The organism is Bradyrhizobium sp. USDA 327 (assembly GCF_041262065.1).
Classification (GTDB): Bacteria; Pseudomonadota; Alphaproteobacteria; order Rhizobiales; family Xanthobacteraceae; genus Bradyrhizobium; species Bradyrhizobium liaoningense.
The window spans coordinates 3,036,446-3,053,351 of the sequence record NZ_JBGCCW010000001.1; the positions used below are offsets into that span (position 1 = coordinate 3,036,446).

Annotated in this window: 13 protein-coding genes; 8 read left to right on the forward strand and 5 right to left on the reverse strand. The window is 60.7% G+C overall.

Translation table 11 applies throughout. The features are described 5' to 3' along the window. Positions 1 to 65: 65 nt before the first annotated feature. The 8 genes from tssB to ABIA42_RS13970 all read left to right on the forward strand — a co-directional run bounded on the left by tssB (position 66) and on the right by ABIA42_RS13970 (position 10,706). The gene (tssB, locus tag ABIA42_RS13935; protein WP_370112960.1) at positions 66 to 593 is read left to right on the forward strand and encodes a type VI secretion system contractile sheath small subunit; all 528 of its coding nucleotides are present in this window, start codon (positions 66 to 68) and stop codon (positions 591 to 593) included. 17 nt (positions 594 to 610) lie between these two features. Further along, on the forward strand, positions 611 to 2,113 hold the full coding sequence (gene tssC, locus ABIA42_RS13940; protein ID WP_319332839.1) for a type VI secretion system contractile sheath large subunit: 1,503 nt from the start codon (positions 611 to 613) through the stop codon (positions 2,111 to 2,113). A gap of 50 nt (positions 2,114 to 2,163) precedes the next feature. Beyond that, a complete protein-coding gene (locus ABIA42_RS13945; protein ID WP_028178524.1) occupies positions 2,164 to 2,649 on the forward strand; it encodes a type VI secretion system tube protein Hcp in 486 nt (161 codons plus the stop codon). 182 nt (positions 2,650 to 2,831) lie between these two features. Then, the gene (gene tssE / locus ABIA42_RS13950; RefSeq protein ID WP_028178523.1) at positions 2,832 to 3,380 is read left to right on the forward strand and encodes a type VI secretion system baseplate subunit TssE; all 549 of its coding nucleotides are present in this window, start codon (positions 2,832 to 2,834) and stop codon (positions 3,378 to 3,380) included. Position 3,381: 1 nt separating this feature from the next. Beyond that, positions 3,382 to 5,349, forward strand: coding sequence for a type VI secretion system baseplate subunit TssF (gene tssF, locus ABIA42_RS13955; protein ID WP_370112957.1), 1,968 nt, complete (start codon positions 3,382 to 3,384; stop codon positions 5,347 to 5,349). Further along, on the forward strand, positions 5,313 to 6,377 hold the full coding sequence (gene tssG / locus ABIA42_RS13960) for a type VI secretion system baseplate subunit TssG (protein ID WP_271528358.1): 1,065 nt from the start codon (positions 5,313 to 5,315) through the stop codon (positions 6,375 to 6,377). Before tssF ends, tssG begins: the two co-directional genes overlap by 37 nt. 97 nt (positions 6,378 to 6,474) lie before the next feature. Then, positions 6,475 to 9,114, forward strand: a complete 2,640-nt coding sequence (tssH, locus tag ABIA42_RS13965; protein ID WP_271528359.1) for a type VI secretion system ATPase TssH — start codon at positions 6,475 to 6,477, stop codon at positions 9,112 to 9,114. Positions 9,115 to 9,119: 5 nt separating this feature from the next. Then, complete coding sequence (locus tag ABIA42_RS13970; RefSeq protein ID WP_370112954.1) at positions 9,120 to 10,706, forward strand: methyltransferase regulatory domain-containing protein; 1,587 nt, start codon at positions 9,120 to 9,122, stop codon at positions 10,704 to 10,706. 172 nt (positions 10,707 to 10,878) lie between these two features. On the opposite strand, the gene ABIA42_RS13975 is transcribed toward ABIA42_RS13970, so the two are convergent. The 5 genes from ABIA42_RS13975 to ABIA42_RS13995 all read right to left on the reverse strand — a co-directional run bounded on the left by ABIA42_RS13975 (position 10,879) and on the right by ABIA42_RS13995 (position 16,829). Further along, on the reverse strand, positions 10,879 to 12,108 hold the full coding sequence (locus ABIA42_RS13975; RefSeq protein ID WP_271528361.1) for a matrixin family metalloprotease: 1,230 nt from the start codon (positions 12,106 to 12,108) through the stop codon (positions 10,879 to 10,881). Between the two features lie 163 nt (positions 12,109 to 12,271). After that, positions 12,272 to 13,291 (reverse strand): hypothetical protein, encoded by a 1,020-nt coding sequence (locus ABIA42_RS13980; protein WP_370112952.1) that lies wholly within the window; start codon positions 13,289 to 13,291, stop codon positions 12,272 to 12,274. 459 nt (positions 13,292 to 13,750) lie between these two features. Further along, a complete protein-coding gene (locus tag ABIA42_RS13985) occupies positions 13,751 to 14,779 on the reverse strand; it encodes a hypothetical protein (protein ID WP_370112950.1) in 1,029 nt (342 codons plus the stop codon). Positions 14,780 to 14,860: 81 nt separating this feature from the next. Further along, the gene (locus ABIA42_RS13990; protein ID WP_370112949.1) at positions 14,861 to 15,469 is read right to left on the reverse strand and encodes a hypothetical protein; all 609 of its coding nucleotides are present in this window, start codon (positions 15,467 to 15,469) and stop codon (positions 14,861 to 14,863) included. Positions 15,470 to 15,953: 484 nt separating this feature from the next. Further along, positions 15,954 to 16,829 (reverse strand): ferritin family protein, encoded by an 876-nt coding sequence (locus ABIA42_RS13995; RefSeq protein ID WP_370112948.1) that lies wholly within the window; start codon positions 16,827 to 16,829, stop codon positions 15,954 to 15,956. Positions 16,830 to 16,906 lie beyond the last annotated feature (77 nt).

A 16,906-nucleotide genomic window follows, 5' to 3' on the forward strand; every position in this document is an offset into this window, starting at 1 on the left:
GAGCCGCCTTATCAGCCTGCGTCGCGCAAGTCGGTTTCCAAAGCGATTTTGTAGAGAGGGCAGCCATGGCTACGGACAGCGGTCAAAAATTCATTCGGCGAAACCGCGCACCGCGCGTGCACATCACCTACGAAGATCCCTACGACGCCGAGCGGCTGATCGAGCTGCCGTTTGTCATGGGCGTCCTCTCCGACCTTTCCGGCAACAACGCCGGCGTCGAGAAGTCCAAGGTCGAGGAGCGCAAATTCCTCGAGTTCGACATGGACAATTTCGACAACCGCATGGCGGCAATTCAGCCCGGCGTGACGACACGCGTGGCTAATCGTCTGGGCGATGCGCCCGACGAGAAGATTTCCGTCGCCCTGCGCTTCAACAAGATGGCCGACTTCTCACCGGTGGCGGTCGCCCGGCAAGTTCCGGCCACGGCCAAGCTGCTGGAGGCCCGCGAACAACTCGCCAACCTGCTGCGCTACATGGACGGCAAGGTGGCCGCCGAGGATCAGTTGAAGAAGCTTCTCAGCGATCCGCAACTGATGGCCGCGCTGCAGGAGCGCGCAGCCAGCCAGCCGACCGAACCCGACGCTGAGAAATAAGAGAAGGACTGGGGACCATGGCAAAAGAAGCTGGTCAGAAAGCAACCGTTACTCAGACCGGGACCGTCGAGGCTGACGAGTTCGCGACCCTGCTGAAGCAAAGCTTCAAGCCTCGCACTGAACGCGCGGCGACCGAAGTCGAGAACGCGGTATCAACGCTCGTCCAGGAAGCGTTGAAGGACACCAGCGTCATCAAATCCGACGTCCTCGACACCATCGAGGAGATGATCGCGCGGATCGACCAGAAGCTCACCGCGCAGATGAATGAGATCCTCCACGCACCGGAGTTCCAGGCGATCGAAAGCGCCTGGCGCGGTCTGCATTACCTCGTCTTCAACTCCGAGACGGACGCCAATCTCAAAATTCGCGTGATGAACGTCTCCAAGAGTGAGCTCTATCGCAACCTCCGGCTTTACCCGGACGCCCGCTGGGATCAGAGCCCGCTCTTCAAGCAGGTCTACGAGTACGAGTTCGGCCAGTTGGGTGGTGAGCCGTTCGGCTGCCTCATCGGAGACTACTACTTCAGCCATCTGCCCACCGACGTGCAGTTGATGCGCGATCTCAGCAAGATTGCCGGCGCGGCACACGCCCCCTTCTTCGCCGGAGCCGAACCCACGCTGATGGGAATGGATTCGTGGACCGAACTGTCCAATCCCCGCGACATCGGCAAGGTGTTCGACACGCCGGAATATGCGGCATGGAAGGGTCTGCGCGACCAGGATGACTCACGCTATCTCGGTCTCTGCATGCCGCGGGTACTGGGTCGCCTCCCCTACGGCGCCAAGTCTGAGCCTGTGGAGGAGTTCGCCTTCGAGGAAGAAACCGACGGGCATACCGGCGACAAATACGGCTGGATCAACGCCGCCTACGCGATGGCAGTCAATATCAACCGTGCCTTCAAGGAGTTCGGCTGGTGTACGCGCATCCGCGGCGTGCAGTCCGGCGGCGAGGTCATCAACCTGCCGACGCACACGTTCCCCACCGACGACGGCGGCGTCGACCTGAAATGCCCGACCGAGATCGCCATTAGCGATCGTCGCGAGCACGAACTTGCAAAGGCGGGCCTTATCCCGCTGATCCATCGCAAGAACACCGACAAGGCGGCCTTCATCGGTGCGCAGTCGCTCTACAAGCCGAAGAAGTATTTCGGCGAGAAAGGCGTGGATGCAACCGCGTCCGACAACCTATCGTCACGTCTGCCCTACATGTTCGCAGTGTCTCGCTTTGCGCACTATCTGAAGTGCATGGTTCGCGACAAGATCGGATCCATGAAGGAGAAGGATGAGCTGACGGTCTGGCTGCAGACCTGGATCAACGAATACGTTGATGCCAATCCAGCCCTGTCGTCAGAAGCTCAGAAAGCGCGCAAGCCGCTGGCCGCTGCGAAGGTTGAGGTCATAGCAAACGAGGAGAACCCGGGATACTACAACGCACGCTTCTTTCTCCGTCCCCACTTTCAACTTGAAGCGATGGACGTCGGCCTCAGCCTTGTCTCGCGCCTGCCGGGCCCGAGCTCCTGACGTCACGTCATCACGACCGTCAATATCAAGATTTTTGAGAGGACTATGCTATGGCTGTCGATATTTTCTTGAAACTCGATCCGATCAAGGGCGAATCGAAGGACGACAAACATCCTGACGAAATCGATGTCTTGAGCTGGTCTTTCGGCGAAAGCCAGACCGGTACATTCCACAGCGGATCCGGCGGCGGCGCCGGCAAGGTCAGCGTCCAGGACCTCCACTTCACGCACTTCGTTGACAAGGCCACGCCGGAACTGTTCAAGGTCTGCGCGAACGGCAAGCACATTGATACCGCGATCCTCACCGTTCGCAAGGCCGGCGAGAACCCACTGGAATATCTCAAGATCGAGATGAAGCACGTTCTGGTCACCAGCGTGTCGACCGGCGGGTCGCACGGCGAAGAGCGTCTCACCGAGAACGTGAGTCTGAACTTCGCGAAGGTCAAGATGACTTACAAGTCCCAGACGGAGAAGGGCGCCGCCGGCGCGTCGCCGACCTTCGGCTGGGACGTTCCTGCCAACAAGGAATGGGCTTGATCTACGGATCCTCGTCTGGCGCCGGTTACCGATAGCGGAAACCGGTGCCAGGCGACGCGATCCCGCCCGCACCTTTCGGGCTATCCCGGTTTTCGGGCTGGACGCTTGATCACGGCAGGTCACGCCGGACGCCAATTGCCGCCCCCGAAGCTGCATATGCGCCGGCCGACATGGGGACCGGAATGACGCTTACGCCAAAAAAGGATCGGCTTTCTCCTCCGCTCATGCTGGCCTTTCGTGCGGCTCACGAGGCACGTGATGCGCGCAAGGAGCTCAATCTGCGCGACCAGTCCGGTGAACGGATCATCGCAGGCCGGCGCAGCACGGGACGCCATCCGATCTCGGAAACATTGCTGCGGCGCGAGGTCTCCCATGACCTCGAAACGCTCCTCAATACGATCGCTCTGGAGTCAACGCTGGACATGACCGGCCGGGATTGCGTGCGAATGTCGATCCTGAACTATGGCTTTCCCGATATTGCCAATCGTTCGATCGACGAGGTCACTGACGATGAACTCAGCAACGCGCTGCGCGAGACCCTGACGACTTTTGAGCCGAGGCTCGATCGCAAGACAATCCGCGTCCGCCGCGACGGCTCGGTCGGCCCTGAGCAACTCAAGCTACGCTTCATCGTTCACGCCGACATGAAAGCCGAACCGCTCAACGTTCCCGTGGAATTCGTCGCCGACGTCGAACTCGACAGCGGCGATATTCAGATCAACCGACTTTAGCATGAACCGCGAATTCCTGGACTTCTACAATCGTGAACTGTCACTGCTGTACGAGCAGGCGGGAGACTTCGCCGAAGAATTCCCCGGAATCGCGGAACGCCTCGGCGGCCTGATCCGGGATCGCTCGGATCCGATGATCACCGGCCTGCTGGAGGGGGCCGCGTTTCTCGCCGCCCGCGTCCAGCTGAAGCTCAAGCACGAATTTCCGGAATTCACCGCAAACCTGCTCGAACAGCTGGTTCCGAACTATCTTGCCCCGACTCCGTCGGCCATGCTGGTCGCGGCGCGTCCACCCTATGCCGATCCGGCGCTGCGCGACGGCAAGAAGATCGCGCGCGGCGCGTATTTCGACGCCACGTACCGCGAGAGAGAACGAAGCCTCGCCTGCCGATTTCGACTTTGCCGCGATATCGTGCTCTGGCCGTTCGACCTCAGCGGCGCCGAGTACTTTTCGACAGCCGGCGCACTGCAGGCACTCGGGATACCGGTCGGCGGCGATGTCATCGCGGGACTGAGACTGTCGCTGACCCACCGTACCGCTGCCCGGCTCGATGAGGAGCCGCCCGACACCGAGGCCCGGACCAAACCGGAAACCTGGTTTGCAGGCTGCCGCGTGAGCGATCTCCCGATCTACCTCTCCGGCGCGGAGTCGGATTCCATCGCGCTTTACGAGCAATTGATCTCGAATTGCAGGGGTGTCTACTTCCGCCATCTCGACGACTTCGGCGATCCCGTGGTGACGCGTGCGCCGCTCGACTGCGTTCAACAGATCGGCTTCGATGAGAACGAGTCGCTGTTTCCCAACGATAATCGGATCTTCCGAGGCTCGGAGCTGTTGCGGGAGTATTTCGTATTTCCACGCAAGTTCCTTGGGGTCAACCTGACCGGGCTTCGCAGCGTGATGCCGCGGCTGCGCAGCAAGTCGATCGACATCGTCTTCGCTTTCGATGAACACAATTCGCGGCTTGCCGCCGCGGTGCGTCCCGACACCTTCAAGCTCTATACTGCGCCGGCGATCAATCTGTTCGAGAAGACGAGCGATCGCATCCCCGTCAAGTCGAATACCCACGAATACCACGTGGTGCCCGATCGTAGTCGCTATCTCGAATACGAACCGCACCAAGTGATCGAAGTCTACGCGCACCTTCCGGCGGAGAAGGACAAGCGGCTGGTGCGCCCGCTGTATTCGGCTGTCGTCGACCCGACCAGCGGATCGGTCGAGAATCTCTATTTCACCGTCCGCCGCCTGCCTCGACGCCGCACGGTGGAGGAGAAGACGTATGGCTCATCGTCCGACTACACCGGGACCGACATGTTCCTGTCACTGCTCGAGCCCGGTGAGCTGAGCGGAGAAAACCCCGTTGCCGAACTCAGCGTCCGGGCGCTGTGCTCCAATCGGCACCTCACGGAGCACCTGCCGGTTGGCCACGGCGGCGCCGACTTCCGCCTGCTGGATGATACATCCCTCGATCTGGTGTGCGTCGCCGGTCCCACACGTCCACGGGAGCCGGTGGTGGCTCAGTTGCGCAGCCGCAGCGAGATCGCCAATAGCGGAGTTGTCAGTTGGCGGCTGATCAACATGCTGAGTCTGAACTACCTTGGCCTTGTCGAGCGTGGTGGCGGCAAGAACGCCGGAGCGCTGCGCGAAATGCTGTCTTTGTTCGCCGACCAGTACGACGACGCCACGGAACGTAAGATCCGCGGCGTGCGCACGATCGAAAGCCGGCCGGTGGTGCGGCGGGTGCGAGAGCGCACGGGCAGCGGCGCAGCGCGCGGGCTGGAGATCACCGTCACACTCGACGAGAAGGCTTTCGAGGGGAGCGGCGTGTTCTTGCTCGGAGCCGTACTGGAGCGATTCTTCGCCGACTATTCGGGTTTCAACACGTTTACCCAGACAGTCATCTCCACACCGGAGCGCGGCGAGATCATGCGGTGGCAACCGCGCATGGGCACGCGGAGACCGTTGTGACGCTGATCGACCAGATGAAGTCCGAACCCTGGCGGTTCGATTTCTTCAATACGCTGCGCCAGCTGGAGCGAGCCAACCGGGATCGACCGCGGATCGGTGACAGCGCCGCGCGCCGCGAGGAGTATGTCGACCTCGGTCAAGTCCCTTATCTGGAGTTCCCCGCCTCCAATCTTGCTGCGGTCGACGACCAGGACGGCCGGCTCAGGATACTCGTCAAGTTTCTGGGTCTGCTCGGGCCGCAGGGCGCGCTGCCGCTTGCCACCACCGATGAAAGTCTCAGCTGGTGGCTGATGCGGGATGACGCTTTCCCGCGATTTCTCGACCTGTTTAACGGGCGCTTCCTGCAGCTGTTCTTTCGCGCCTGGGCCGATGCGCGGCCGATCGCGCAGCACGATCGGCCGGCAGAGGATCGCTTCATCGCTTATGTCGGCTCCTTCGCGGGCCTAGGCTCCGACGTCTTCGCCAATCGGGACACCGTACCGGACATGGCGAAGCTCGGCTTCGCCGGGCTTCTCGCCCCCAGGGCGAAGTGCGCGTCACGACTGACGCGGTTCCTGCAGGGGCTGTTCGATGTCGAAGTCGAGATCGACGAGTTTGTCGGCACCTGGCTCGCGTTCGACCCAGATCACTGCAGCCGGATCGGGCAGGCACATGCCAGCCTCGGTCGAGACGCTCTTCTCGGCTCACGGGTGTTCAGCGTCGAGGACAAGATCAGGGTTCGGGTCTTCGTCAAGAATTTTGCTCAATACGAGCAGTTCTTGCCGACCGAAAGCCGCAACTTGTCGGAGCCGCTGGCGGACGCCGTCTTCTTTTATATCGGCGACGAACTGGAGTGGGAGGTTGAACTCGCCATTCCAGCGGGAGAGGTCGCCCCGGTCAGACTCGGCCAGAGCGGACGACTTGGATGGACCACCTGGGTCTCGCCGAACTGGACGTCCACGGAAGAATATCGCCGCGATGCCCGCTTTCAGCTTGGCGAGCGCTTGAGAGCCCGTCGGAGCAGCGCAGCGGATGCCGCGGCGATTTGAACCTATCGGCCGCCCCTGTCGTCCTAACATCATGGGATTCGAGGCAATTCCGCCAGGTACGAAGCATCCGCGGAGCAATTGAGCAGGAGGGGCCGCCGTGACCGACATCAGCCTTGAAGCGGTAACCGGCAAATTGAACCGGGCTGGCTATGACGCCTTCATACAGGCTCTCCGCCACGCCAAGAGCGCCGGCAACCGCAACGTCGAGCTTGCGCACTGGCTCTTTCATATCCTGCAGCAGGACCGCACCGACCTCAGCCTCTCGGTCGACCATTACAAGCTCGACCGGTCACGGTTGCTGTCGGACCTTGCTGGCGTCATCAACGGCTTCCGCAAGAACGAAACCGATATGCCGGGCGTCGCCAATCCGGTCATCGATCTTCTCGATCGCGGCTGGCACTACGCCACGCTCTTCTTCGGCGAAACCCAGATCCGCACCGGCCATCTGCTGGTGGCCGGGCTCAAGTCGAATGACATCCGTCGCACGCTGAACAACCTCTCCCAGGAATTTGCAAAGGTGAACGTCGACGCATTGGCCGCGGAGCGCCGCGCCGTCTGGGCCGGCTCCGACGAGGAGTCCATGCGTCCGATGGACGGCTCGGGGCTGGTCGGCGCCGGCGCGGAGGGCGCGGATCAGGCGAGTCCCAAGGGGACGACGCCGCTCGACCGGTTCTCGCAGGATCTCACAGCCAAGGCCAAGTCGGGCGAGATGGACCCGATCCTGGGTCGTGACGAAGAGATCCGCCAGCTGATCGACGTTCTGATGCGGCGGCGGCAAAACAATCCGATCCTCACTGGCGAGGCCGGCGTCGGCAAGACGGCCGTGGTGGAGGGATTCGCCCAGCGAATTGCCGCCGGCGACGTGCCGCCACCGCTACGCGGTGTCAGGCTCTGCGCGCTCGACATCGGCCTGATGCAGGCCGGCGCCTCGATGAAGGGCGAATTCGAGCAGCGGCTGCGCTCGGTGATCGATGAGGTGCAGAGTTCACCGACCCCCATCATCCTGTTCATCGATGAAGCCCACACGCTGATCGGCGCCGGCGGCGCAGCCGGCACCGGCGATGCGGCCAACCTCCTGAAGCCTCCCCTCGCCCGTGGCACGCTGCGCACGATCGCCGCCACCACGTGGGCGGAGTATCGTCAGTACATCGAGAAGGATCCCGCGCTCACACGGCGCTTCCAGCCGATCCAGATCGATGAGCCTGACGTCGAGACCTGCTGCGTGATGCTACGGGGCCTTCTCGGCCCGATGGAAAAGCACCACGGTGTTCGCATCTCCGATGCTGCAATCGTTGCAGCCGTCAACCTCTCGCATCGCTACATTCCCTCTAGACAGCTACCGGACAAGGCCGTCAGCCTGCTCGACACCGCTTCGGCCCGCGTGGCGATCAGCCAGAGCGCGACACCGGCCTTGATCGAGGATACGCGCGTCGCGATCACCGCTCGCGAAGCCGAGAAATCGGCGCTGGTCAACGACAGCGACCTCGGCATCGAGGACAGCGAGCGCGTTGCCGCGATCGACAGCGATATCGCAACACTGAAGGACAAGTTGACGAATCTCGAGGCCGACTGGGCCAAGGAGCAGGAGCTGGTCAAGGACATCCGCAGCATTCGTGACATCCTGTCCGAACCCAAGGAAGATCAGGATCCGGCCGCCAAGCGCGCGGAGCTGCGCGGCAAGTTCGAGACGCTGGAGGGCATCAATCCGGAAAAACGGATGGTCTACGCCCATGTGGACCAGCAGTCGGTGGCGTCCGTGGTGTCCGACTGGACCGGCATCCCGGTCGGCCGGATGATGCGGGACGAGATCGAAACCGTGCTGAAGCTGCCGGAGATCCTCAACCGCCGCGTCGTCGGCCAGTCCCATGGCTTGACGATGATCGCCAAGCGAGTTGAGACCAGCCGTGCCAAGCTGGACAACCCGTCGAAACCGATCGGCGTGTTCATGCTGGCCGGACCGTCCGGGGTTGGTAAAACCGAAACCGCCCTGGCGCTCGCCGAAACCCTGTACGGCGGCGAGCAGAACATGATTACGATCAACATGTCGGAGTTCCAGGAGGCGCATACCGTCTCGACCCTCAAGGGAGCGCCTCCCGGCTATGTCGGGTATGGCGAAGGCGGTCGCCTCACGGAGGCTGTCCGGCGCAAGCCCTACAGTGTCATCCTGCTCGACGAAGTGGAGAAGGCCCATCCCGACGTCCACGAGATCTTCTTCCAGGTGTTCGATAAAGGGGTCATGGAGGACGGCAACGGGCGACGGATCGACTTCAAGAACACCTTGATCATTCTGACCACCAACGTCGGCACCGATCTGATCATGGGGCTTTCGCGCGATCCGAAGTATCGCAATGAGCCGGAAGAACTCGCCAAGATGCTGAGGCCGGAATTGCTCAAGGTATTTCCTGCCGCGCTGCTCGGGCGCATCGTCTCGATCCCCTACTTCCCGCTCTCGGACGAGATGCTCGCCGGCATCGCCCGGCTGCAGCTCGATCGCATCGGACGGCGACTGCGCGACAATCACAACGCGGCCTTCAGCTACGACGATGCAGTCGTGGAGCACATCGTGTCACGCTGCAACGATCCGGATTCCGGCGGACGCATGATCGACAACATCATCACCAATACCCTGCTGCCGGAGCTGTCGCGCGAATTCCTCAGCAAATCGCTTGCCAAGGAAGAGATCAGGCAGACACGCGTCTCGATCGCCGACGACAAGTTCGCATATTCGTGGAGCTGAGCACGATGAACATTCAGTCGGAGCATCGCCATCCCGCTACCGGCCCTACACCGTATGACGAGGTCTACTACCCTGGCCACGTCTACGGGCTCACCCACCCCAATCATCTCGCAACGATCGCCACCGTTTACGGCATGCAGCCTGCTCCGGTCGAGCATTGTCGGGTGCTGGAGCTCGGCTGCGGCGTTGGCGGCAACCTGTTGCCGATGGCCTTTCAATATCCGGACAGTGAATTCGTCGGCGTCGACCTGAGCGGCGTGACGATCGAGCGCGGCCGGCAGAATATCGCGACCTTGGGTCTGAGCAACATCAAGCTTCTGCACTGCGACATCATGAATGTCGACACAAGCTTCGGGAAGTTCGACTACATCATTGCGCACGGCGTTTACTCCTGGGTACCGCCGCAGGTGCGCGAGAAGATGATGGCGATCTTCAAGCAGAATCTGGCGCCGCGCGGGATCTGCTATGTCAGCTACAATGCGCACCCGTTCTCGCATCTTCGCGACATGGTCCGCGACATGATGCGGTATCACACCCGCCGCCTCACCGGCATGAAGGAGAAGGTCGGACAGGCCCGCGCGATCCTGAAGTTCCTGAGCGAGGGCTCCAAGGCCAACACGGTGCACGGCGCGATCATGCGGGACCAGTACAATCGTGTCCTCAAGGCTCCGGACGAATTGCTGTTTCACGACGACCTCGACGACGGCGCAACCGCCTTCCTGCTGCACGAGGTCGCCGAGGATGCCGCCGGCCACGGCCTGCAGTATCTCGGCGATGCCCATTTCGCGCGCCGCTATCTCGCCGGCTATTCCGAGGAGGTCCGCGCCACGCTGCAGCGCTTCCCGGAGAGCGAGTTCATGGCGCGCGACCAGTATCAGGACTTTGTCGACGGCAACGGCTTCCGTCGTACCCTGTTCTGCCACGACGACGTTTCCCTCAACCGGCAGATCGATGTGGATTTCGTCAGGCGATACCACCTCCTGAGCACGATCAGCCCGCTCGATCCCGAGGCCTGCCTGACCGACGAATCCCCGATGGAGTTCGAGAACCACGACGGCAGCAGGATTACGGTGACCAATCCGATTCTGAAGGCCGCGCATTTGTGCCTCGGCGGGGCCTGGCCGCGGGCGCTGTCATTCAGTGAGCTGCTGGATGGTGCGCGCGCGCTGCTGGACGGCCGCCGAGCCGATGATGACGAACGGGTACTGACGGATGCGATGTACATCCTGGCCTGCAGTGGCGAGGTCTCCTTCCTGGTCTCGCCGCCCTTCCTCTTGAAGGAAGTTACCGACCACCCGCAGGCGAGCTTGCTGGCCCGCAAGCAGTCGCAGACAGGTCCGCAGGTCACCAACCTGCTCCACCAAACGGTACAGCTGGAGGACGACCGGACGCGGCATTTCCTGCAACTGCTCGATGGCGCTCGTACCATCGACCAGATCACGGCCGAAATGACCGAAGCATTCGGGTCGACCATCCGGATCGAACAAAAGGACAAGGACGGAAATCCCGCCGAGCCGCTGTTGCTGTCAACCCGAGAGAGCGTCGAACGCTCGCTTGCGATGGTTGGCAAGCTGGGCTTGTTGGTCGCATGATGCGATAGCGATCCAACTCAACGACGGCGCCAGATCACCACCGTGGACGGCGAGCATTCGACTGCTCTCCCCGTCCCTAATAGTAGCGCCCCGTTCGGCGATGTTTTCGAACCGGTTTGCGGCCGTCGGCGCAGCTCAGACCGATTACTGCATCAAAGCTAGGCGTGGGTCGTCACGACGGGAGCTGGACCAGTGTTTCGCATGGGATAATTATGTTGTTCAACTGTACGGTCGGGTTCATCAGGAATCCTGTGTTGTTCTTTGTCGTGATGTGGCCCAGACCCAGGGCATGCCCGATCTCATGCGCGGGCACAATATTGGTGTTCACGCTTCCCGGCGTTGCGGGATTGAACCATAGCATCCGATTGCCGGGATCGCCGCGCCCGGCAACGTTCGAGTCTTCGTCATCGATGATCTGTGTTGAAATGAACATGGTGATCGCCGCACGATTAGTGACGAGCGACTTAAGATCGTCAAATCGGAACTCCTGTGCCGTGCTCAGTGGGCCGAAGCCGGAGCGGATGCTGAGTTTCTTGTTCGGATCGATCGGCACTGCCCGGCCTTCGGTGGTCACGGCATCGACGATTCGGCTTGTGCCAGATGTGAACGTCAGGTTTGCCTGATTGTCGTAGATCCGACTGACGACGCTGGCAACGGCGCGCTGTGTAGCGATCATGAGGCCGTTGGCGAGCGTCGCCCGACCGAGATGAACCACGTCGATCGGAATCGATGACGCCTTGCGCACCTGGAGGCGAACCGGGATCGGACCCCTCTGGCCTTCGACGATGACGCTCAAGTCGGCATCACCCTCCAAACGTCCGATTACCGTGACGGTGTCGCTCGTTCGTTCGAGGATTTCCACCTTAGGACTCTCGAGGGCAAATCCCACCGCGGCGCCGTTTGTCCCTTTCAACTTCAGCTTCCGCGTCTTGCCTATTGGAACCATCTGGCGAACCGGCGCAAGGCCGTCGAATGCCGACCATTCGCCGCCGACCAGCCTGAGCCTTGCGGCACTGAAGCCGCGCGCATCGCATGGTCCGAATATCGGACCGTCCGGCGTAATCGTCACGTTCACGTCGAGCCCGCCGCCCTTGCGACGGTTGAACATCAGACGCATGCGCTTGATCGTATTCTTTTCAGGGTCGACGCGACCGTCGTGCAGCAGACCGGTTTGGGCATTCTGAAACACGAGAATCGCGTCGATCACCGACTCCATGGCTTCCGGCGTGTTGGTCAGATCGTTGATATCGAGCGTTCCATCGGCCCCGCCGTCCTGGGGCGCGATGCCGTTCAACAGCGTCTTGATCACGAAGATATCGTCCGGCTGGTTCGAACCCTTCAGGCCAACGGATTCCGCGATGGAGAAGCCGATCACGTTGATGGGTTTCAGGTTGATCACCATGATCCGCTCCGTCCAGTGATCTCCGCGCTTTCCGATGGGTCTCATCGGGGCCAATGAGGTTCAAAGGGCACGGCAGCGATTGCGACGACTTCCCTTTCTACCGTACCTTTCCCGCCTCTGACCAAACTACGACATCAGACAGCATCGCATGCTGCCCGAGCTTTCAACTCGGTCCAGTCCAATGGGAAGGATTCGAGACGTACATCTTTCCTCGCGTCACGAAAGCGGACAATTCAAGTCCTACACCCAAAAGCGGCAAGTCAAGCACAATGACGCCCGAGCCCTTGGCTGCCTCGAGTCCTCCGTACAGCGTGTGAAGTGCATTTCTCACGTTCTGAATTATTCCAACAGCCGTAAAGGCGTTTCGCGCATTTAGCGTGGGCGCCACGTATTTACCGTTTTTCAAGCCATCGATGAAGTACTTGCTGTGATGGATGGATTGTAGTGCCGATTTCGAGATCAGCTTTTCGGTAAATGCGACGTTGACGCCCCAGTCATTCAAGGATTCATGGTCCAACTCATATGGAACCCTGAACCCAAAGCCGATGACAGCAACGGCCCCTCCGCTGCCTCCAAGACCCAGTCCCCACCGACTGCTAACAATCTGGAGATCAAAGGTCTCCAAATCTCCCAGGTTCACGACGTACGCGGTCGTGCTCTCGACGCCGCCGATTAACAACTGCCCGCCAGACTTAACGCCGAAGCCAAGCCAACGCTTGAAGAATTTGCGTTCCGCCGGATAGTACTGAGGTCTCGTTTGAGGCGGCGGTAGCGGCGGTGGCGGCGGTGGGTTTGGTTTATTCCAAACTGAGATGATGACACCACGCCAGGTCTCGTTTTCCACCCCATCCATTTCACCTGCATACATGGCCGCGCGTTCCCCTTTCGCCACCTCGAACGCAACTTTGAAATTGTTGGGCACTTGCTTGCGAAGCAAATCAACTACGGCCCGCAGCCTATTGTGCGACAATAGCATGTTGAAATCGTCGCTGCCGGTACGACTTGCAAGTCCTATGATTGTAAGGCTTCCTCCGTCCCTTAATTTCGGAGCGACGACACTATTCAGCCAATTGGAATGTTCCGGCTTTATGGCGAACTTGCCGACGTCAAAGTTGAATAACTTCGCCGCAATCGTATCCGATGCCTGCGATCCGTACTCCTGGATTTTCCCGGGTGATGCCATGTTGTTTATCTCCCAACGGAGAGACCGACTGCGAAACGGGTAGAACTCAGATTGAAAGATACGCGTATTGATCGGTCGCTCTGGACGTTTTGGCGGTTCATCGTCGCCCTCAGATTTCGCGTCGGCTACTTGAAGGTGCTATCGACGCCGTCGACGTTGGTGAAGGCGAAGCCATAAGACACTCCGTGGTTTTGAGCGGAATGAGCGTACGCGGCGTTGGCTTCATCGCGATGTCGCAGCGAAGCCATTCGGTATCGCCTGTGTCGCGAGAGGAACCCTGCCGAGCAAACCGCAGCATGTCGCCTTTTGGCCTCTTCGACGAACCGGCGCCTCGGCTAGCGAGCGTCCGTCATCGAGCTATGGCGGGCGACAGTTTGCCCAGTTTGAGCTCTTTGCACTTCTGACCCAAAGGCGAAATTCAACGCCTGGAGTGCCAGCTTCCATGTGATCTTCGGAGTGTTAGCCGGGGAAGTCGCGGAACTCCTTGACGAGATTGAACGGAATTTTCCACCCGGCGCCTCCCCCGCGCATCAGCATCTTGATGTCTTCCGCCCTGTTTTCTTTTCCGGTTCTCGGATCGGTCTCCAACGTGTGGCCTTGGCTGTCCCAAGGTTTGCTCGCGCTCTTCGAGTAGTAGCCGAGAAAATGCCCAGCTTCATGGGCAGACGTGTTAGGCCCGCGTTGTGAGCTGATGAAGGCAAGGTCTAACGATCGAGCAAACGATCCATTGGGATAGGAGCCGTTGGACAAAAGCTTGTCGACGCAGAAAATGGTCAGATGGGCGCCCTGAACTTTGTATTTGACGAAGAAGCTCTTCAGTTTCTCGACCTCGATCACATCGGGAAAGGCCGCCAGGCTCGCATCCTTCATGCCAGTGGCATTGGCGAGCTCCTGTTTGACGGCAGCCTGCGAGTCGTCGATGACCAGCCAGTCGCTTGGCACCCGCTCGAAACGGATGTTGGCCTGCGGCCTCCAGATACTGTTCATCGTCAGCAATTCATCTTGCTCGTTGCAGGGCTTCTTGGCGTGAAACGCCGGAGCGCCGCCGATCCCCGTAACCATGACGTTGCGGAACGCCACCTTGATCTTGATTTCTGGCAGCACGGCCACATGGAGCCTGGCTTCGATCTTCCGGCCAGCAGACCGAGCCACCACCTCCAGGCCGGGAAAACCAATCGGCTTGATCCGGCCATTGATTTCGAAGAACCGTGCATCGCCGTTGAAGGTGGCAGGAAGTGACGCCGCCCTGAGCTGCGGATCGATATCGGGTTCGGAGAAGGTGTCTCTGGCTTGCATTACGCGTCTAAGGGTATCGGCGCTATCGATCTCCTTGATCCCGAGGGCATGGGGGTTAGGATCGACTTTGAGCTTTCTGCCGGGGTCGATCAGCGCCACGATGTTGGAGCCCCCGAACGGCACCACCATGCCCGGCGGGCTACGCCGCTCATCGATGCCGGAGCGGTGGAAAACCTCTTGAAAGGCGGCCATTTCTAGTTCTCCTGTCCTCGTTCGGTCCGTCAACGGGAGATTCGCGCGCGGAAATGAGAGCCTCCGTCCTGTGGGAAGTGGCTAGATCGTCCCGCCGCCGGCGAAGATTTCGACGACCACGGCGCGATTGGCGGCCCTGTTCATCACGGTCGTGTTGTCCTTCAGATACTCGTAGTGTGAAGCGGGCTTGACGGAGAAGACGCGCGAGCGGGCGCTTGGGCCGAACAGGTGAAAGACGTTCCTGGCCCGGCCCGTGCGCAGGAAGATGTTGTTGCGTTCGCCCCCGGCGCTGTCGCTGTATCCGACGATCTGAAACTGCAACGACTTGTCGGTCTCGAAGCGGATGAGCTGCGCTGCCAACAGCGGATCGCGCTTGGCAATGTTCTTGAGATGCCGCCAGTCGACGCCGAAATCCCAGATGATGAGATATTGGCAGATGCCGGCCGGCGGGACCAGACTGACGTCCACACCGAGATGGCCGACCTCGGTGCGGGACGTCGCAACTTCATTGGCCAAGTAGGGAAAGACGGCGGCGCTGTGAACCTTGGCAAGTGGCGAGCACTGCGGTTGCGTCGCCATATTCGGCATCTGTTCCACCGGGCCCGGCGGCGTGTATTGCGGCAGTGGCTGCGGCGCGCGTCCCATGGCCATTTCTCCCGTTGCTGGCGTGTCCTGCGCAAAGCCGAGCACTGGAGGGAGCCTCAGTTCCCACCACGGCTATGACTAGTAGTGACGCGAGCGGTCGGGGAAGTTCGGGGAAGTTCAAAGGCGAGGTACGGGCGCCCTCAACAGTCATGTCGGGGCGATGCGCAGCATCAAGCTATTGTTCCGATGCTGACGGATGATTCTCTCGATGTCATTCCGGGGCGCCCGGGGCAAAAGTGGTCGCGTGGCCAGATGGAGGCGCGGCTCGCCAATATGCCGCCTTGCCTGATCGGCATGGAAGCCTGCGTCGGCGCACATCGTTGAGCCGCTGAATCCGACTCGTTTCAGATTTCATCGATTGCATTGAAAACATTGATCTTTTCGAGCGAGTGGACTCCAGACTTCCATTAGGAGCACACTGTTGGCCAGATCTCGCGCACAGTGAATTCGTACCGCCTCCTGCAACGCAGGACTGCAGCCTCCGACGTGGCGGGGTTTGCTGTGCGACTCGGCACTGCATCGGCGAGGGCTAGTCCGCCAAGAGCGAACGCAGCCAGGCCAACCTCGAGATCGCTTGCTCAGCAAGTTGCTGCAGGCTTTCGACGCTTACCGCATCGCTCGCACGCTCGGCGCCGTCGAGGTAGACATCGACGAGAGCTTCCGCGATCTCCAGCGGGTCCTCTCGTTCCATGGAGGCCGGAAAGGTGCCGAAGCCGGCGGTGGCGCCCGCCATCTTGCTTGCCTGCTGGCGAATGTCTCGTGCCCGGACGGCGGCTGGGCCGCTCAAGCGTTGTTCGAGCTCACCAAGTTGCGCAACCAGGCGAAGCTCGAGCCTTCGCGCATCGATCGGCGGATGAGGAGCGGCGGATGCCTCGGCGCTATCCTGTTCGTGTTGACGATGATACGCGCGGCGCCTCTCCTTTCGCAGCGTGGCGACATGGCCGAGTTCCTCCTTGGCCATTGCCTCGGACGCCTTCTTGACCTCTGGATCGAGCGAGTATGCTGCCAGATAGGACCAGAAGGCGAAGGCGCGTTCCTCGTTGCGGACCGCCATGGCGAGCGCGCGGTACGGCGTCATCAAACGGGATGTTTTCACCTCGGCGGCAACTTCCGGATCGAGGGCTTCCGGCGCTTCCCAGCGCACCAGAGCGGGATCCGGGCTCTTGCCGCGCCGCATTTGCGACCACTGTGTGACGCTGTCGACGTGCTCGCGCTCGGCGGCAGCGAGTCGCGCGAACACGTCAGCAAGATCGTCCTTGCCCTGCCTGCGCATATCTTCGGCAAGAGCATCATACCTATTGGCTGCCTCCTGCTCCATTGCGTGCGCCAGCGCAAAGAGCTCATCGAGAGACTTCAGTACACCGCGAGGCTCAGCGCTCAGCAATGAAGTGCGTAGAAACGGCATGGCGATGGCTCCAAATGCAGACTTCTGATCCGGTTCCGCGCGAATACAAATATTTCCGCAGGGTTGACAGATGCGGT